This is a genomic window from Parabacteroides sp. KHUB-01, assembly GCF_056640935.1.
In genome coordinates this window covers 2,220,547-2,240,668 of the sequence record NZ_CM153256.1, presented here as the reverse complement: position 1 = coordinate 2,240,668, position 20,122 = coordinate 2,220,547, and the positions used below count along the sequence as shown (strand labels likewise).

Annotated in this window: 12 protein-coding genes; 3 read left to right on the top strand and 9 right to left on the bottom strand. The window is 35.6% G+C overall.

From position 1 onward, the window contains the following. Positions 1-455: 455 nt before the first annotated feature. From ACYIAR_RS09695 to bamJ, 3 genes are all read left to right on the top strand, one after another. Positions 456-992 carry a GNAT family N-acetyltransferase gene (locus ACYIAR_RS09695; RefSeq protein WP_480329247.1) on the top strand — a complete coding sequence of 179 codons (537 nt, stop codon included), beginning with the start codon at positions 456-458 and terminating at the stop codon, positions 990-992. A gap of 322 nt (positions 993-1,314) precedes the next feature. After that, positions 1,315-2,859 carry a glycine--tRNA ligase gene (locus ACYIAR_RS09690; protein ID WP_480329245.1) on the top strand — a complete coding sequence of 515 codons (1,545 nt, stop codon included), beginning with the start codon at positions 1,315-1,317 and terminating at the stop codon, positions 2,857-2,859. A 5-nt stretch (positions 2,860-2,864) separates the two neighbouring features. Then, the gene (gene bamJ / locus ACYIAR_RS09685) at positions 2,865-3,446 is read left to right on the top strand and encodes a BamJ family beta-barrel-assembly machinery protein (RefSeq protein WP_480329243.1); all 582 of its coding nucleotides are present in this window, start codon (positions 2,865-2,867) and stop codon (positions 3,444-3,446) included. Between the two features lie 96 nt (positions 3,447-3,542). Here bamJ and ACYIAR_RS09680 read toward each other — a convergent pair whose 3' ends face one another. The 9 genes from ACYIAR_RS09680 to ACYIAR_RS09640 all read right to left on the bottom strand — a co-directional run bounded on the left by ACYIAR_RS09680 (position 3,543) and on the right by ACYIAR_RS09640 (position 20,087). Next, the gene (locus ACYIAR_RS09680) at positions 3,543-5,072 is read right to left on the bottom strand and encodes a sulfatase family protein (RefSeq protein WP_480329241.1); all 1,530 of its coding nucleotides are present in this window, start codon (positions 5,070-5,072) and stop codon (positions 3,543-3,545) included. Positions 5,073-5,184: 112 nt separating this feature from the next. Continuing rightward, positions 5,185-6,747, bottom strand: coding sequence for a sulfatase family protein (locus ACYIAR_RS09675; RefSeq protein ID WP_480329239.1), 1,563 nt, complete (start codon positions 6,745-6,747; stop codon positions 5,185-5,187). Positions 6,748-6,821: 74 nt separating this feature from the next. Next, positions 6,822-8,552: an FAD-dependent oxidoreductase gene (locus ACYIAR_RS09670; protein WP_480329237.1), complete on the bottom strand. Its 1,731-nt coding sequence runs from the start codon at positions 8,550-8,552 to the stop codon at positions 6,822-6,824. An 84-nt stretch (positions 8,553-8,636) separates the two neighbouring features. Then, a complete protein-coding gene (locus ACYIAR_RS09665) occupies positions 8,637-9,446 on the bottom strand; it encodes a sugar phosphate isomerase/epimerase family protein (protein WP_480333619.1) in 810 nt (269 codons plus the stop codon). Between the two features lie 188 nt (positions 9,447-9,634). Then, positions 9,635-11,149, bottom strand: coding sequence for a Gfo/Idh/MocA family protein (locus ACYIAR_RS09660; protein ID WP_480329235.1), 1,515 nt, complete (start codon positions 11,147-11,149; stop codon positions 9,635-9,637). A gap of 39 nt (positions 11,150-11,188) precedes the next feature. Then, positions 11,189-12,829 (bottom strand): RagB/SusD family nutrient uptake outer membrane protein, encoded by a 1,641-nt coding sequence (locus ACYIAR_RS09655; RefSeq protein WP_480329233.1) that lies wholly within the window; start codon positions 12,827-12,829, stop codon positions 11,189-11,191. 11 nt (positions 12,830-12,840) lie between these two features. Beyond that, positions 12,841-16,320, bottom strand: coding sequence for a TonB-dependent receptor (locus tag ACYIAR_RS09650; protein ID WP_480329231.1), 3,480 nt, complete (start codon positions 16,318-16,320; stop codon positions 12,841-12,843). A gap of 135 nt (positions 16,321-16,455) precedes the next feature. Then, entirely contained in the window at positions 16,456-17,403 is a 948-nt protein-coding gene (locus tag ACYIAR_RS09645) for a FecR family protein (RefSeq protein WP_480329230.1), read from the bottom strand. 218 nt (positions 17,404-17,621) lie between these two features. Continuing rightward, a complete protein-coding gene (locus tag ACYIAR_RS09640) occupies positions 17,622-20,087 on the bottom strand; it encodes a glycoside hydrolase family 95 protein (protein WP_480329229.1) in 2,466 nt (821 codons plus the stop codon). Positions 20,088-20,122 lie beyond the last annotated feature (35 nt).

Here is a 20,122-nt window from a genome sequence, read left to right as displayed (position 1 = left end):
GTAAATATACGAATTTTCTTCCAACTGTTACCCTAGTATCAGCATGTTATAAGTATAATTACCTATTTTACCGGAATAACAAAACGCCTTTTTTGAGAAAGTTTTTGAATTTAGTAAGAGTAAAAAATCTCAATTTTCCAATCCGGAAACCCATATTTGGGTTATATATGGACCATGAAAGAAACTATGCAAATTACAGGGGCAAAGCCCTTATGTATATAATACTACAAATCAAGCAATTACATTTTCACGATTTTTCAGCGGCCTGGAAAACTTTTTTCATAATATATGGAACAAAAATTTCATCTAGATGAAAAATAATTTTCATAATATATGGAAAAAGTTTTTCACATATTATGAGAAAAAAGTTTCACCAGCATAAAAATCAGATTTATGGGAAAATCACAGTAAGCTATTATCTTTGCAATATTCACTTAAACCTAAATTTTATATTTATGATTACACTGAAAAGAATTAGAAAAGCAGACGAGCAGATTTTGGAAAAACTTACGGAACTTTATATTATTTCGTTTCCGGAGGAAGAAAGAAGGACTATTCCTCAGCTGAAACGAATGATTGAAGAAGTAGAGGAAATGAATTTCTGCGCAATCGAACTTGACGGAAATCTTAGCGGACTGGCGGTTTACTGGAATATGGGAGAATTCTTCTATATGGAGCATCTTGCCGTTTTCCCGGAAATGCGTAATCACAAAATAGGACAGAAGGTTTTGGAATGGTGGAAGCAGAATCTGGACAAGCCTCAACTTTTGGAAGTGGAACCGCCAACCGACGAAATGACTGAAAGAAGAATTAACTTCTATCGCCGCAACGGAATGGAAATATTGAATAAAGAATATATCCAGCCAAGTTATAAGAAAGATGAAGATTCCTTGCCGTTATGGATTATGGGAACTGAAAATCCAGAAAAACTGGATGAATATATAGCGGATATCAGAAGAGTTGCCTATAAAGAAGCACTCAGGTATATTTAAGAGACAAGGTTTCATAGACGAGTTGACAAGGTTATTAAGTATGAACAACCCAAGAAAAGCATAGAAAAACCTCGTCAACTCGTTAGCTCGTATCTTGTTTCCTGCAATCAAAGTTTTGGAAAACTTTAATTATACAAATACGAATTAGGTAGCAAAAAGCAAGCTATTTGACAAAAAATCATTTACTTTGCAATTTGATTAAACAGATTATTCTATAAAGTTCTTAAGTCTGTCAGTTTGCAAGTTTTATCTTAAGGGAAAATCATATTAAAGTATAAAACTTATAAACTCACAAACTCAAAAACCAAACAACTAAAGACTTATGGCACAAGAAGATGTATTTAAGAAATTAGTATCACACTGTAAAGAGTATGGTTTCGTATTCCCATCATCAGAAATTTATGATGGTTTGGGCGCTGTTTACGACTACGGACAGTATGGTGTGGAGTTGAAAAACAATATCAAGAAATATTGGTGGGATAGCATGACCCTGCTGCATGAGAATGTTGTAGGTATCGATTCAGCAATCTTTATGCACCCGACTATTTGGAAGGCTTCTGGCCATGTCGATGCTTTCAATGACCCATTGATTGACAACAAAGATTCAAAGAAACGTTACCGTGCTGACGTTTTGATTGAAGATCATCTGGGCAAAATTGAAGAAAAAATAAACAAGGAAGTGGCTAAAGCAGCAAAACGCTTTGGTGATGCTTTCGACGAAGCTCAGTTCCGCGCAACAAATCCTCGCGTTCTTGAACACCAGGCTAAGTGGAACGAAATCCACGAACGTTATTCAAAAGATATGAATGACTCAAACTTCGAAGATTTGCGTCAGTTGATTTTGGACTGCGAAATTGTATGTCCAATTTCAGGAACTCGCAACTGGACAGAAGTTCGTCAGTTCAACCTTATGTTCGCAACAGACATGGGTTCAACAGCCGACGGAGCTATGAAGGTTTATTTGCGTCCGGAAACAGCTCAGGGTATTTTCGTTAACTTCCTGAACGTACAGAAAACAGGACGTATGAAGATTCCATTCGGTATCGCACAGATTGGTAAGGCGTTCCGTAACGAAATCGTAGCTCGCCAATTCATTTTCCGTATGCGTGAGTTCGAACAGATGGAAATGCAGTTCTTTGTTCGTCCGGGCGAAGAAATGGAATGGTTCAAGAAATGGAAAGAAACTCGCTTGAAATGGCATAAGGCTCTTGGATTGGGCGACGAAAAATATCGTTATCACGACCATGAGAAATTGGCTCACTATGCTAATGCTGCAACAGATATCGAATTTGAAATGCCATTCGGTTTCAAGGAAGTTGAAGGTATTCACAGCCGTACAGACTTCGACTTGAGCCAGCACGAAAAATTCTCAGGAAAGAAAATTCAGTATTTCGATCCAGAGTTGAACAAGAGCTATACTCCGTATGTAATCGAAACTTCTATCGGTGTTGACCGTGTGTTCTTGAGCATCATGGCAGGTTCATACTGCGAAGAGACATTGGAAAACGGCGAAACTCGTGTTGTTTTGAAATTACCTGCAGCTTTGGCTCCAATCAAATTGGCTGTATTGCCTTTGGTTAAGAAAGATGGTCTGCCAGAAAAGGCTGAGGAAATCATCAACATGTTGCGCTTCGACTTCCGTTGCCAGTATGACGAAAAAGACTCAATCGGTAAACGTTACCGTCGTCAGGATGCTATCGGTACTCCTTATTGTATCACTGTTGACCACGATACATTGAAGGACAACTGTGTGACTATCCGTTTCCGCGACACAATGGAACAGGAAAGAGTTCGTATCGAAGATTTGCATAATATCATTTCTGAGAAGGTTAGTATGAAGAACCTTTTGAAGAAAATTACAGAATAAATAAGATGAGAAAATTTTTGAATTTAACATGGCTTGTTCTGCTCTTCGGAATAGTCCTGGCATCATGCAACAAGGATGATGACAATGTTCTTGCTGTTGACGAAGATTGGAAAAAAGCGAATGGTGAGGCCTTTACATTGCGAGGGCTAAACCTGGAAAAGAGTGGTTTCAAGAAGTTGGATTCTCAAAGTGGTGATGGTTATATTCTGTATCGTGTAATCAAAGAAGGAACTGATACAACAAGAATTTACTACACAAGTACTGTAAAGGCTTACTACAAAGGTTGTCTTATCAAAGATGAAGACGGTAATTTGATTGAAGACCTTGATTCTGTACTTACAAAAGGTGTTGTATTTGACCAGAAAATGGATGAAGAAGGATATGACCCGGCAGAATTTGAGGTATCTGGTGTAGTTGACGGTTGGTCAACAGCATTGCAACACATGCACGTTGGCGACCGATGGGAAGTATGGATTCCATATCAGTTGGGATATGGAGTAACAGGTGATTCTAGAGGTGAAGTTGATATTCTTCCATATTCAACACTTGTGTTTGATATGGAAGTGGCCGAAATTACTGAGCAGTAATATTCCATCCGAAGGATAAAACATAAAGGAGACACAGACTACAGAATATAATAACTCTGTAAGGTCTGTGTCTCCTTTTTTATCATTAAACTTTATTTATTGCTTATTTCTCTCTTTCTCCAAAATATTCTTCAAGCGCTCTACGACTTCCGGATTCTGAGCTGCGACATTATTCTTTTCGCCGATATCTTCTTTAAGATTGTATAATTGTTCGGCTTTGTCATTTCCCAACTCTGTGTTTGTTTCTTTCGCATAAGCTGCGCCTTTGCTTGGTTTGATATATTTCCAATTGCCATCAGAAACAGATAAAGAACCGGCAGCTTCGATAACATATTCACGACCTTTGTTGTCTTCGCCTAAGAAAGCAGACAAATAATCTTTACTATCTGGTGCTGCCCCTGGCTGAAGTTCCTTTCCTACCAATTTAGCCATTGAAGCATACAAGTCAATATGAGAAACCAAAGCATCAGAAACCTTTGGCTGAACTTGTCCCGGCCAGCATACAATGAAAGGAACACGTGTCCCAGCCTCGAAGTTACTGTATTTTCCACCACGGAACTCGCCCCAAGGTGTATGATCGCCCAACAGTTCAACAGCCTGATCCTGATAACCGTCATCAACAACCGGACCGTTATCACTTGTAAGGACAATCAAGGTATTTTCCATCAAACCGTTTTTCTCCAAAGCTGCTATAATCTGACCGACAATCCAGTCGAACTGAAGCAATGAATCTCCACGTGGTCCCATTCCGCTTTTTCCAACAAATCTTGGATGCGGGAAACGTGGAACATGAATGTCATTTGTTCCAACATACAGGAAGAACGGACTTGACTGGTGTTTATTTATGAAATCAACAGCCTTTCCGGCAATACTGTCTGCAATAAACTCATCTTTCCATAAAGCAGATTTTCCTCCTTTCATATAACCGATACGGGAAATACCGTTGACAATTGCCATATCGTGACCATGACTAGGTTTAAGATTTGTCAACATCTCAGGATGGTCTTTTCCCAAAGGTTCTCCGGGAAAAGGTTCTTTATAGCTGACAGCAATCGGATCATTCGGATCAAGATTAACTATACGCTGGTTTTCCACATAAACGCAAGGCACACGGTCGCCGGTTGCTGCCATAAGATAAGAATAGTCGAATCCGATATCCTGAGGTCCGGGAGTTATAAAGCCATTCCAATCCTGACTTCCTGCTTTATCACCCAAACCAAGATGCCATTTACCAATTGCACCTGTTGTGTATCCACATTCGCGGAACATATCTGCAATTGTTGGCTGCTCAGGGCGGATTATCATTCCGGCATCACCGGTTGCAATTCCTGTATCATTACGTCTCCAGGCATAATGTCCCGTGAAAAGAGAATATCTTGAAGGCGTACTTGTTGCCGCCACAGCATGAGCATCAGTAAATCTTACTCCGGCATTTGCCAGCTTATCTACATTTGGAGTATTTATTGTTTTTGCTCCGTTACAACTCAAATCTCCATATCCTATATCATCTGCAAGGATAAAAATAACGTTTGGCTTCCGATTATTCTGCTCTTCAACCTTATTCCCTGAATTGCAGGATAAAAGGAAAGAGGAAATTGCCAAAGGTAAAATTGGTGTCAGTTTCATAATATTATATTGATTATTTAAGTTTCTATAGTTGCTCAACTTTCTTGTCAACTTGTTTCCTTGTTAACTCGTCATTTGAAAGTCGAATTTGCGAAACTTTTAAGATTAATTCCTAGAAATTATTCAGTTTCAATGCCGTTGTGTCGTTATACTGTTTCTGCAAACTTACCAGTTCGTTCTGAAGCTGCTTAGTTATTTCCTCGTAGCCGGCTTTACCATATAAGTTATTCATTTCTGAAGGATCTTCTTTCAAGTCATAAAGTTCCCATTCATCTATATCATTATAGAAATGGATAAGTTTATAACGGTCAGTTCTTACTCCGTAATGACGTTTCACAGCATGCTCCGCCGGATATTCATAGAAATGGTAATAAAGCGACTTGCGCCAATCATCCACTTTCTCACCTTTCAGCAATGGCAAGAACGATTCTCCATGCATATCTTCAGGAACTTCAACTCCGGCAAGATCCAGAATTGTTGGTCCATAATCTATATTCTGGACAAATTCATTAATATCGCCTTTCTTTCCTCCTGGTAAACGGACAAGCAAAGGAGTACGGAAAGATTCTTCATACATAAAACGCTTGTCGAACCAACCATGCTCGCCCATATAGAAACCTTGGTCTGAAGTATAGACAATCATAGTGTTTTCAAGCATGCCTTTATCTTCCAGATAATCCAATACACGGCCGATATTACGATCTATGGAATGAATCACACGCAAATAATCACGCATATATTGCTGGTATTTCCATTCAGCAAGTTTCTTTCCCGACAGTTTTGCTTCCTTGAATTTCTTTATAATCGGATCGTAATGTTTATCCCATGCTGCTTTTTCTTCCGGAGTCATGCTATCATACATACTACGTCCGGCTTTTTCCAAATCACCAGAATGTATTTCGTTCTCCTTATCCGCAAGTTTAAGGTCATAAACCAAATCCATATCTTTGATTATACTCATCTCCTGCTCTGCAGCAGCACGTCTGCCTTTATAATCGTCATAGAAATTTGCCGGCAACTCAAAAGTTGTGTCACTGAAAAGTTCCAAATCCTGCAAATCAGGCATCCATGTGCGGTGAGGAGCTTTGTGATGCAACAACAGACAGAAAGGCTTATTCTTGTCTCTGATATTTTCCATCCAGTCAATGGCTTTGTCTGTAATCACATTCGTTGCATAACCTTTAGATTCTATTTTCTCTCCATTCTTTATAAACGGGGCATTATAATAGATTCCCTGTCCAATCAATATTTCCGAATAGTCAAATCCTGTCGGTTCAGAAGTCAGATGCCATTTACCAATAACCGCAGTTTCATATCCGGCTTTCTGTAACAATTTAGGAAACGTCTGTTGGCTTCCATCAAAAACCGCACTATTATCTGTGAAACCATTAGCATGACTATGTTTTCCTGTCAGCATACAGGCACGACTAGGTCCGCTTATGGAATTTGCCACAAAACTGTTAGTAAAACGTACACCTTCGTTTGCTATACGATCAATATTAGGCGTATTTATAAACCTCTTGTCATACGCACTGATTGTCTGATATGAATGATCATCCGACATTATATAGATGATATTCATAGGTTTCTGCGCCTTTTCCTTTGATTCTTTCTGTGTTGAGCAGGAAGAAACGGCTAATGCTGTAATTGGGATTAATAGGTAGTTTGGGGACATGATATTATACTATTGATTATTGTTACAAATATAACACTAAAGGTATTAAACATTAAACAATAATACTTTTATTTCTATTCATCAGGCCACTTCAATTCAACACCTTGATTACATAACATATCTTGAAAACCTTTAAGTAGAGCACTATCCTCCCTAATATCTCGTGGACGAACTTTCTTGTCCAAAGCATATTTAACTAAAGCACCAACGGCTTCACCGATTCCCCATTCTGTAGGATGGAGACGATAACATCCATTTGTTATATGAGTTGTTCCTATATTCTTACATGCGGGTAACAAATTTTCTGTTTTTACAGGTATTAACGCACCTAAAGGTATCTCATAGCGTAAAGATGGGAAGTCAATATAATTATCACCACCTGTTGAAGGATGTAAATCTATATGATAATAACCAACACCAACACTATCATAGAAATCTGAACTTCGTAACTTTTCTCCTTTAGATAAATACATTTCACGTTGTTCTTTACCTACATGTTCCTCTTTGATTGTAAAAACTGATTTAATTCTCCTTGATTCTCTAACATAAGGATATTTTGCCAATCCATCTTGAGTACCTGATATATCATTTCTTAAACGTAAACCTTTCCATCCTTTACCTCCGTCTGGACGTTCCACTTCTGTTTGTAGCCAATAGACTAATGATAAACTCAATTGTTTTGCCCGCTCAATATTATACCTAAATTCCTCATCTGAAACATCCACAATTCTACCTAAAATATAATCATTTTGAGGCCAGTTAATCAAAGATATATCACCTTTATAGAAACCTGTTTCAAATGTATTCTTGTCTATTATCTTACGATAATTCCACCAATTCATCCTATTATTGAATACTTTTCCTTCAGGATGAAAATCAAAGGTCCGCGGTTCTAATGTTTGTGGATTACAATATGTCAAAGACAAAAGATTTCCTGACCATTTTCTTTTGAGATCTGGTACATAATTTCTCCAAAAATCATACTCCTCAGGTTTTCTTATAGTCCAGTCTTCACCTGGCATATAATCCAAAGCAAAACACATTGTAAATGCCTGCTCATTTGTAGGATCTTTATATTCTGAAGCATGAAGTTCATTTGTCTCATTTTTTGATTCTGCCCCAGTTACATATTCTGTTCCTGTTATTGGTAATAAGTCTCCTAATTCTGTTGCATCTACAAAATACTCAGCATAAAGAGTTATTTCTTTTCCATTTTTTAAATTTTTAACATTTAAGGATTTCACCTTTGTTTTTTCCATTTCTGCAGAAACAACTTTATGTTCAAGCAAAAGAATTAATCGTCCAGATGAAATATATGGCATCAACATATTCTCCATAACATGAAGCCAAACTTTAGGTTCAGAACATAATCTAGAAACTGAACCTTTCCCTGGATTCAGATATTTATTCTCTAACTCTTCTTCTTTTAAGGGATAAAAACTCCTATAATAATCCCTTACCATATTCCTCAATTTACGATAAGAAGAGGTTGAACCAAATTCTTCAATCCAAGGATGTTCATCAGGTGGGACCATCTGTTGCGTAAGTTGTCCACCAATCCAGTCTGTCTCTTCTGTCATAACAACTGTAAGACCATTTTTCAATGCAGATAAAGCAGATGCATATCCACCGACACCTGCTCCCGCAATTATTATATCAGATATAAAACTTTCAGATAGAGTATCAATAACTACTCTTTTTCCCACATCTATTTTATTACTAGTAGAAGAACAAGATGTAAGAACAGAAGAGAAATATATTCCACTCCCCATCATCAATTCTCCAAAAAAATTTCTTCTATCCATAATAGCATAAAAATTAAAAAAATCAGTACATATTCATAAAGTTATAGAATATGTACTGATTGTAATTATAATCTAAAATAAACGTTATAAAATTTCTTCGGAAGCTTTATTAAAATACATTATACATTCCTTTATATCTGGAACAGAATTATCCCAGTTATATTCATATTCTATAGTAAACATCCCCTTAAAGCCCTGTCTTTCCAATTCTTTAAGCATAGATTTCACATCAAGAACTCCTTTACCCCAAATAGTATCATCACGCCAATTATTCTCATTAGGTTCATTTTTTATATCTTTAAAGTGCAAAGATATCAAACGTCCCTCCATCTTTTTCAAACATTCAATATGATTAAGCCCTTCACGATTCCAATGTCCTACATCTGCACAAGAACCTATAAGATTACTTCTTTTTGATATTGCATCCAGCAAATTATCAGGATTCCAATAATCTGATGGCTTAGGATGATTATGAACTGATACCTTTATATTATATTTCTCAGCCAACTTCTCAACCAAATCCCAATCATTAAGAGCTGGCTCACAGGAAATATATTCCATTCCCATATCTTTTGCGAAAGCAAACATTTTCTCCCAACCAGAAGATTTTTCTGCAACATAGACTCCTGTTGAAATTATTTTTATTCCTTTAGATTTTGCAATATCTTTAAGTTCTTTACGTGTATCTAAATCAAGATTAAAATCAAAAACCTTGTCACCCCATTTTCCTCCAATTTTATGACCTGGAAATATCTCAATATACTTCACTCCTAATTCCTGTGTTTTATCTAAAGCTTCTAGAAGTGTAAATTTATGAAATGAGTAAGATTGAATTGCTAAATTCCAGCCATTCTTTTCAGCAATTGTCTTATTGCCATTACAAGCAAATAACATTCCTATACAAATAGAAATAAACAATAATAAACTATACTTTTTCATATTAGATTCTTCAAATTTTATAAGAATAAGCAAACATTGAAAAACAAGTTGACAAGTTCCTTTTAAACTATATTTCTCAAAAGTAATAAGTTTATAATCTTGTCAACTTGTATCTGAAAAATTGCAACTTAAATTTCTAAAATTTATTGTGGCATCTCTGGTAAAGAAAAACCATTCCTATATGTATGATTAATCCATTCATTAGCAACGTCCAATGCATTGAACTCTGCAAATCGACGATCAAACCTTGGATCTCCATCTATAACTTTAAAGTCGTCCACTGTTACAATCTTTATCTTGTCATTCGGGGATATATTAGTAAACTTCATATTTTCTCCATCCCACATCAATTCACGATGCAATCCTTGTAAACCAGATAATCTTACTGCTAGAACACCCATAACAACCATCTCATTGAAAGGACCAGAAAATTGGAAATTAGAAGAAGCCTCTACTCTATTTTCTGGAGATTCTTTACATGCACGAATCCAGTCTTGTTCATGAGCATTTGTATCCCAAATATTTCCATTTCCACCTTTTACTCTAGGAATACTTGGTTTCGGCTGGTTAAAGTGATCCATATCAGATATTGGTAATAATGTAGGATTCATTCCGTAGCATCCTGTCATTATTTTTCCTTTTGTTCCAATAAAGATTATTCCTCCATTTTCATCACCCATCATCTGTCCATCTTTTAATTCTTCTGGACGAGGAGGCATAAGTCCTCCATCGTACCAGTAAACTTTAACCTCAGGCATCTTTACGTTACCTCTAGCCGGACGTTCCGGGAATGTATATGTTACTATCTGAGCATGAGGAGGAGAGTATAAATTACTCAATGTTGAACTACCTATTACACTAGTCGGATACTTCAAATCCAAAGCCCAATACAAAGGATCCATTATATGACAAGCCATATCACCAAGAGCGCCAGTTCCAAAATCCCACCATCCACGCCAGTTCCAAGGAGTATAAACAGGATTATATGGTCGTTTTTCTGCTGGCCCAATAAATAAATCCCAATCTAAAGTCTTTGGACATTTTACTAAATCCTTAGGTTTCATCAAACCCTGAGGCCAAATTGGGCGGTCTGTCCAACAATGAACCTCATAAACATCACCTATAACTCCAGCCCATATCCATTCTGCAATCTGACGACACCAATCGAATGAATTTCCTTGATTACCCATTTGTGTGGCCACTTTATATTTCTTTGCCAATTTTGTTAACAAACGGGATTCATATACAGAATGTGTCAAAGGTTTCTGTGTATAGCAATGTTTTCCTAATGTTATAGCATGAGCTGTTACACCTGCATGAGTATGATCTGGAGTTGCTACCATTATAGCATCTATAGATTTACCCATCTCATCAAACATAACACGCCAATCCTTAAATCTCTTAGCTTTAGGATAATCATTAAATGTCTTTTCAGCATAATGCCAATCAACATCACATAAAGCAACTATATTTTCAGTGCTCATGTTCTTTAGATTTCTACGCCCCATTCCTCCGACACCTATACCTGCAATATTTAGTTTATCACTAGGAGAAACAAAACCATGAGACTTGCCTAAAACAGAACTTGGAACAATTGTTAATCCAGCTGCAGCAAATGCGCTAGTCTTTAAAAATTCTCTTCTTGAAAAGTTTTTCATAATACAATATTCTATTTAAAATAAACATAATATATTCTATTAATAATTGTCGTTTTGAGTCAAACTTCCTCCAACATAGTCTATCTCGTTTTGAGGTATAGGATAAGGCCATGTTTTATCTGTCACTAAAGTTCCTGTACCAGAATATTGACCTTCAGGAGTTTTACCAAAAGCTTGCATAGTTTGAACAAAAGTACCCCATCTTAATAAATCATATAATCTAAGCCCTTCTCCTGCTAACTCAACTCGACGTTCATGTCTTACTGCTTTTCGTAAATCATCAGTAACTTTTATTTTATATTTACTTTCAAAAATATCCTCTGTCACCTTTTTATCATCTGATATATTAAATCTACGATATTGAGCATATTTATCTGTAGATGAAGTAGAGACAAAAGCTCTTTTACGAACTTTATTTATAAGATCTACAGCTAATTGCTTATTATCATCAGTTTCTATCAAACACTCAGCGTACATTAATAATACATCAGCATACCTTATATGATAAAAGGTCCAGTCTGTTTGCGTCAAATTTCCAGTTGGTCTTCTAGAATAATCAACCCATTGTTTTCTACTATGTTGTAACGTAAAATTATCATATCCTGTATAATCATGTACCTCCGTTGTTACTCCATCTGCTTTGTAAAATATATCTCCAGATGACATTACAGTATGAGTTAAACGAGGGTCTCCTACTTCATACTCTGCAACTAAGTCATTAGTTGGGCACTGCCCTCCCCAACCTCCTACATTGTTTCGTCCCATATTCATTTGAGGACAAACACTTCCACCTGTATAATTTGGTATATATGACTGAATAGTTATAAATACTGCTTCTTTAGATAAGTATCCTTCATCAAAACTATTAAATAATGATTGATAATCATTTGCCAACTCATAATAACCACTATTTACAACCTTAGCTAAATCTTCTTTTGCACCAACATAATCATTATAAAACATTTTTACTCTTGCACGAAATGATAATGCAGCTTCCTTTGTAACACGACCTATCTCAGAAGAAGGTAAATCTTTTACACTAATCAAATTATCTTCAGATATTGCCTTATCCAAATCAGACACAATAAAGTTTAACACATCCATTCTATCTGATTTTACTATAGTATTTTTATCCGCTGCTGTTAAAACCTTATCTACAATAGGTATATTTCCAAACACTATTGCTAAATCAAAATAATAAAAAGCACGAAGAAAATAAACTTCTGATATCCAACGTTTTTTCGTTTCTTCAGGAATTAGAGCTCCATTTGCATCTATTAATTCTTTTTCTGGAGTTACAAGAGATAAAAATACGTTACATGCAGATATTGCAGTACGATAACGATGATTCCAATAATCATATAATAATCCATTTGTTGTTGTAGGATTACCTCTTGAAACTTCCGTTACCATAACTCTATCCGCAGCATCTGAACCTCCTTTCATTGAATTATCAGCAAAAGATTCTCCAATTTCAAATTTAGCAACTTGATAATTCCAATTGTCTAACATTGGAATATAACAATTAGTCAATAATTTATATCCTGCATCTGCTGTACTTATATAAGTTTCCTCATCTAGTACACCCAACTGTTCTCTATCCAAAAAATCAGAATTGCAACTTAATAGAGAAAGACTTAAAAATACAGTCAATAATTTTTCTAATATATTCGTTTTCATAATTCTTTCAATTATAATTTCATACTAACACCAAACATTAATGTCCTAGCTTGAGGATAAAAACCCATATCAACACCTTTATACAAAGGGTTTCCATTCAACTCACCTATTTCAGGATCCAAACCTGAATATTTAGTTATAGTGAATAGATTCTGAGCAGCCACATAAACTCTTAAATTATTAAAATGTATTTTTTCCGTCCATGATTTAGGCAGTGTATATCCAATTTGAAGATTTTTAAGTCTAACATATGATCCATCTTCCACAAACCAAGAAGACATTTCCCTATTTAAACGGCTATTTGCGTCAATAGCAAAATTCTCATTTGTACTTCCTGGGCCATCCCAAAATTTAGTAAGAATATCTTTGGGAGCATTATACCAACCAACACCACCATACAAATCATATTTAAGAATATTCAAGATATCATTACCTACAGAACCTTGGAAAAATGCTGTGAAATCAAATCCTTTATACTCTGCTCCAAATGTTAAACCAAATGTAAAATCAGGATGAGGGTTTCCAACCATAGTTCTATCTCCTTCATCAAGTTTTCCATCTTTATTTAAATCTACGAATTTTAAGTCTCCAGGTTTAGCATTTGGCATTACTATAGATCCATTATTAACATAACTATCTATTTCATTTTGTGTCTGGAAAACACCATCAGTCTTATATCCATAATAATACCCTATAGGCATTCCAACCTCTGTCATTGTATAGCTATAATATCCTAAGTGAATGCCTTTTCCTGGTATATTAGAGTCACTACCCAAATCCAACACTTTGTTTCTATATGTAGATAAATTACCATTTATATGATAAGTAAAATCTGAACCTATTTTCCCATCATACATTAATGTCAATTCTATACCTCTATTGCTAATACTTCCAGCATTAACCCATGGATTATTAGGAAATCCCAAACTTGAAGGAGATGGAACTTGCACTAACATATCTTTAGTCTCTCTATCAAAATAGTCAAAAGAAGCTCTAAATGACCCATCAAAAAAAGCCAAATCTAAACCCAAATCCAGTTGCTTTGTTGTTTCCCATTTTAAATCTGCATTTCCAACTTGTATTCTGCCTCCAGATAAAGATGTATTCTTATTTCCAAATATATAATATCCTCCATCTCCAAAAGTATTTAAATATGCATCTAACGGTATTGTTTGATTACCTATTTCTCCCCAGCCTAACCTCAATTTTCCTTGAGATAGCCAATCTATATTTTCCATAAAATGCTCTTCAGAGAAATTCCATCCTCCAGAAATAGAAGGAAAAAAGCCCCACCTGTTTCCTGATGCAAATTGAGATGATCCATCCCAACGCATATTAACCGTAAGCATGTATTTATTATCATAAGAATAAAATGCACGTCCAAAATATGAATTTAAAGATGTTATTGATACATATCCATTAGACTGAGGATTTATTGTCCCAGCATTAAGAATCTGTAGTCTCTCATCGTTATTAGCCATACCTTGTTTTGCAGTGTAAATATATTCATATCTATTTTTTTCTGCTGATGAACCAGCCATAGCCATAATAGAATGACGACCAAATTTCTGATTATATGTCAGATAATTATCAAAAACCCAATAATCGGTATTAGATATACTCCTACTAACCGTTGCATAAGTACTATATTCATCTCCATCCAAATAATACTTAGGGATAAAACCATCTGACTGATTTCTTATCAAGTCTATAGAAAAACTAGATTTAAAAGTCAAGAATGGGAAAAGCTTTATTTCTCCAGTAATACTTCCTTTTGTCGCAAAACCTCTCCATTTGTTTAATGAAGAACGATCTACTTGAGCTACTGTATTAGGTTTATTTGAATATAGTACACCTGTATATTTTGACCATTCATTTGTCGGTTCATATCCATTATAAATTCTATCATATAAAAAATCAGGAACATCAATCAAATTATTCCTATAAACAGGAGTAATTGGATCAGCAGCAGCTGTAGAGAAAACAGTAGCTGTGTAAGAATCATTTTCCTGTATATTTGTTCTACCTTCATATATAACATTAAAATTTGTAGACACATTCAACCATTTTGTTACTTCTGAATCCAAATTCAATCTTCCTGATAGTCTTTCGTAATCAGACCCCCTCAAAATACCTTGTTGATTCATATAACCAAAACTAGAACGATATCTTAACTTATCAATACCTCCAGAAAAAGCTAAATTATAATTTTGATTAATTGCTTCTGAAGGATTTCTTGTTATCTCATCCCACCAGTCTGTGCCCTCACGACCACCATTCTTTTCCAAAAAAGAAAGAATTTGCTCACGTTTCTCTGCTGTTGAAAAATCTTCTAAAAGAGGCATTCCTGCTGCAGCATAAGCTCTATTTTTATATTCCATAAAACCTTCTGCATCCAACATATCGTATTTTTTAGAAGCAGATTGAAAACCTACAGTCATATCAAACTCTATATTGCTTCTATACGTACTACCTTTTGTTCCCCGTTTTGTTGTAATTAGAATTACGCCATTAGCTGCACGAGCTCCATATATAGCTTGTGCTGATGCATCCTTCAAAACTTCCAAATTCTCTATATCTCGAGGATTCAGCCATCCAATATCACTTTGAGGCATACCGTCAACAACATACAAAGGATTATTTCCATTTAATGTTCCAATACCACGAATTCTTACATCCCCCAAAGAGCCAGGGCTACCAGAATTTGCTGTTATTGTTACACCGGCAGCTTTACCTTGTAAAGCATCAGCAGCACTTCTTAATGGTAAATTTGATATCTCATCACCTTTAACCTGTGTTATAGCTCCTGTAAGATCACTTTTCTTGAATGTACCATACCCCACCACAACAACTTCGTCAAGTTTCTGTGTATCCTCCTTTAATGCTATATTAAAACTATTATTCTTTCCGACATTAATTATTTGATTTATATACCCAATATAAGAAATATCCAACACAGATCCTTCCGGAACCTCCAACACAAACTTTCCGTTCATATCAGTAATCGTTCCGTTTGTAGTACCTTTCACCATAACATTAGCACCGATAACAGGAATACCTGAAGCATCAACCACAGTTCCTGTGATTTGCTTTGTTTTTCCATTTTGCTGAACAGAATCTTCCTTCTTATTCATTAACAAGATGTTATTTCCTTCCATTGCATAGACAATATCAGTACCGGAGAAAATACTGTTAAGAGCCTCGGCAACAGTAATATCCGAAGCATCTAATGTTACCTTATTATTAAGGTTAACTTTTTTATTATACACAAAAAGATAATCGGTTTGTTCTTCGATTTGTTTAATCACCTCTTTAGCTGGAGTCTGATTTGCAGAAATGTCAACACGCATTGTTTGCGCGTCCATTGGTGCAGCAAAAGCCGAGGCAACACATACAAATCCTAGAAGAGAAGTAATTTTCATAATCTTAAAAATGTGCTTAAATTCGGTTAACAACAAGGCATTAGATACCCTTATCAACTTTTTTTTCATAATTTTGCGATATTAGATGTTTGTATTTCTGATTATATTCCCGTTTTAGTCAGAATATACTGACCTTACAATCCCGGAAAATGTGGCAGCATTATCCGGGATTTTCCTTATTTATCCTTTCCCATAGGCTGTTATTTATTTAATTATTATCTCATTCTTCTCATTATCCTTAACATATCTGAATCTATGCTCAAGCTGTAAAACCTTAAGAACTTGCTCAACACCGTCTTTCGAACGGAACTTTCCCGTATATCGTTCTGTTTTCAATCCCGTGTTTTCAACTCTTATGTTTATATCAAAATACAAAGACAATTTTGTCATTATATCTTGAATAGACTCATCCTTAAAGCAAATCAAACCTTCTTTCCATTTGAAATAGTCATTATCAACTATCGCTGATGATAAATAATGGTTATCTTTTATCTTTACCTGTTCTCCCGGTTTCATTCTGTAAACTGCAGAATTGTTTGGGCTGTTCAATTCAACACTTCCTCGAAGCAAAGCTACCTCCGACTCCGATTGTTCCGGATATGCTCTAACATTAAATTCCGTACCTAAAACCTTAACATCTATTTTTGATGTATGAACAACGAATGGTGAATTTTCATTACGCTTAACATCAAAATAAGCTTCACCTTCCAATTCAACTGTTCGGCTTTTACTATTGAAAGATACCGGATATACCAAGCGTGAATCTGCGTTCAACCACACTTTTGTGCTGTCCGGCAACACAACTTCCGCCCTCTGGCCTGCCGGAACAATCAATGTCTGATAATATTCTGGTGTATCAACAGTTTCTTTATTCATTGAAGACCACAAAGCCTGACCGCCTAATACCAATAAAACTGCCGCCGCAATTTTAAGCAAGTCATATTTAATAGAATTTGGTAAAAAGAACCTTCTACTTTTCTTTGCACTTGCTTTCTCTTCTTCCTGATTCATTACAGTTATATTGTAAAGCTGGTGCAAAGCCATAAATTCTTTTACGTTTTTTTCGTCTTCGTCAAGCCATTCAACTACTTTTTCTGCCTCAACATCACTAATATTACCGGATATGTAACGGTATAATAAATCTTTATCCATTATATTCTTTTTTCCGTTTCTATATATTAAGACAATTCATGAAAAGACATCCCTAAACAAAAAATGAAGAAAATAGAAAAAATTTTATTTTAACATATTTATTTTTCAATCACATCATTCATTAAAAATTATATCGAATAAGGTTTTAGGGTACTGACAATTATTAGCCCTATTCCTTATTCGATATAAACACTATTATTCTTTTAAACTCCTTAGAATTATAATATCTTTCTTGTAAAAGAATAAGAACATCCAGACTTTGTATCCAAATCATATTCATAAACTCGTAATAATAAAGGATATTGAGGTTGTATTTGGTCTGAAACCAACGGTTCCTTTATATTAGCAATTTTATAAAACGGATTTGGATTCTCTCCTTTAGCCTCAACTAGTCCTTCACCTTCCAGTGGAACATACGAACGTATACGCAAAAAGCCTCCCAAACGTGAATGTATCTGTACCGAAGATAATTGACCTCCATTCCAATCAATATCCACAACAAAACCACCACGACCAACCAAACCTCTTACATATCCCTGTTGCCAAGCATCTGGCAAAGCAGGTAATAAATGTAAAGCACCGTCATGACTTTGTAATAACATTTCAGCGACTCCTGAAGTATAACCAAAATTACCATCTATTTGGAAAGGAGGATGTGCATCCAACATATTCGGATAAATACGTCCTTGGGGATATTCATTTTTCCATTCATCACCAGGCAGCAGTTCCAATAAATGTTTAATCATTTCAAAAGCATGATTTCCATCTAACAAACGTGCCCACAGATTTATTTTCCATCCCATCGACCAACCAGTAGCTTCATCACCACGTTGTATCAATGTATTCTTAGCTGCCTGAAACAATAAAGGGTTAGAATAAGGAGAAATCTGATTACTTGGATAAAGGCCGTAAACATGTGAAATATGACGATGCTTGTCTTCTGGATTATCTACATCCTCAAGCCATTCTTGTAGTTGGTTATATTTACCAATCTGCATAGGTGGTAAATGGTTCAACATTTGTTTTAAAGAATCCTGATAAGACAAGGAACCATTCAATACTTTTGTAGCATCTAAAGCTTGGCTTAAAACATCAAACACAATCTGGTTATCCATTGTACATCCAGCTGTAATAGTAGATGCTTGTTCTGTATCCTCACCTCCAGGTCCATGTTCTGGAGACATAGAAGGAGCACACACCATCCATTTATAATGTGGATGTTGAATCAAAAACGACAAATAAAAATCTGCTGCACCTTTCAAAATAGGATAAATATCTTTCAAGAAATTTATATCTCCAGTATATAAATAATGTTGCCACAAATGTGTGGAAAGCCAAGCTCCTCCATTAGGCCATGTCCCATAAAACGCACGATCAACAGCTCCTGTTATTCTCCATAAATCAGTATTATGATGGGCTACCCAGCCATTAGCTCCATACATAATCCGAGCTGTTTCCCGTCCAGTTATAGACAAATCACGAATCATATCAAATAAAGGTTCATGTGTTTCTGTCAGATTCGTTACTTCTGCGGGCCAATAATTCATTTCTGTATTGATATTTATTGTATATTTTGAATCCCATGGAGGTAAAAGCATATTATTCCAAATACCCTGTAAATTTGCAGGTTGTCCCCCTGGTTGAGACGAAGATATAAGTAAATAACGACCATACTGGAACATCAAGGCAACCAAAGGTAAATCATTTCCTTTATGGAAATTTGCAATTCGATTTATTGTTTCCTCTTTTTCCGAATCACTTTTACCCAAATTAAGAGAAACACGGTTAAATTGAGTCTGGTACATAGATAAATGCCCTTGTAATGCATCTTCATATGTCTTCTTCATAGCCACTTCCAACTGCCTTGAAGCTCTTTTACTCTCATTTGCACTTACAGTGTGATAATCAACAAAATTTGTTGCTGCAGTTACATAAAGTGTCACCGTATCTGCATCTTGAATATGAATATATTGATCGTCTATCCACATCTTTCCACCTTTTACAAGTGCTTGAGTTTGTGTTTCAGCCTCAACAACACCTTTGATGCCTTCATGGTCTGTTCCACGGCTACGCATAATAAGCTTCTTTCCTTGATGTCGTACCTGATGTTCTAATGGGGATTCATATCCAACTTTCAGATCCAACATACCTGGCTTATCTGATGTATAACGCAAGATAATCACTGGATCGACCAATGAAGCAAATACTTCACGACTAAATTTTGTCTGGTCTACTTTATAACTTGTAGTAATAATTGCCTTTTCCAAATCTAACTCACGATAATAATCTGAAGCTTTTGCAGTATTTTGATTGTGAATCACCAAACTACCCAATGTCAAATAAGGCATACCGTGTGAGTTAGTATAAAAAGTCTTATCTATCAAATCCTGAGCCTCAAGATTCTTTCCTGAAAATATCAACTGACGAACCTCTTCCAAATTATTATGGGCTTCCGGATTATCATTACGATATGGACCTCCAGCCCAGAAAGTTTCTTCATTCAATTGAAGTTCTTCTTTCTCAACTCCACCATATACCATTGCCCCTAATTTAGAATTACCTATAGGTAAAGCTTCTGCCCATCTTTCTGCAGGTGCTTTATACCATAACTTCAACTGACCTTGAGAAGAAAAAGGAAGGAAAGACAAACTAATCCATAATATATATGATTTTAAGGTTTTCATGTTTTTTACTTATTTAGATTAGAGTTTATACAGAA

Coding starts and splice junctions, on each gene's coding strand:
- ACYIAR_RS09695 (WP_480329247.1), top strand. CDS start 456: ATGATTACACTGAAAAGAATTAGAAAAGCAGACGAGCAGATTTTGGAA.
- ACYIAR_RS09690 (WP_480329245.1), top strand. CDS start 1,315: ATGGCACAAGAAGATGTATTTAAGAAATTAGTATCACACTGTAAAGAG.
- bamJ (WP_480329243.1), top strand. CDS start 2,865: ATGAGAAAATTTTTGAATTTAACATGGCTTGTTCTGCTCTTCGGAATA.
- ACYIAR_RS09680 (WP_480329241.1), bottom strand. CDS start 5,072: ATGAAACTGACACCAATTTTACCTTTGGCAATTTCCTCTTTCCTTTTA.
- ACYIAR_RS09675 (WP_480329239.1), bottom strand. CDS start 6,747: ATGTCCCCAAACTACCTATTAATCCCAATTACAGCATTAGCCGTTTCT.
- ACYIAR_RS09670 (WP_480329237.1), bottom strand. CDS start 8,552: ATGGATAGAAGAAATTTTTTTGGAGAATTGATGATGGGGAGTGGAATA.
- ACYIAR_RS09665 (WP_480333619.1), bottom strand. CDS start 9,446: ATGTTATTTGCTTGTAATGGCAATAAGACAATTGCTGAAAAGAATGGC.
- ACYIAR_RS09660 (WP_480329235.1), bottom strand. CDS start 11,149: ATGAAAAACTTTTCAAGAAGAGAATTTTTAAAGACTAGCGCATTTGCT.
- ACYIAR_RS09655 (WP_480329233.1), bottom strand. CDS start 12,829: ATGAAAACGAATATATTAGAAAAATTATTGACTGTATTTTTAAGTCTT.
- ACYIAR_RS09650 (WP_480329231.1), bottom strand. CDS start 16,320: ATGAAAAAAAAGTTGATAAGGGTATCTAATGCCTTGTTGTTAACCGAA.
- ACYIAR_RS09645 (WP_480329230.1), bottom strand. CDS start 17,403: ATGGATAAAGATTTATTATACCGTTACATATCCGGTAATATTAGTGAT.
- ACYIAR_RS09640 (WP_480329229.1), bottom strand. CDS start 20,087: ATGAAAACCTTAAAATCATATATATTATGGATTAGTTTGTCTTTCCTT.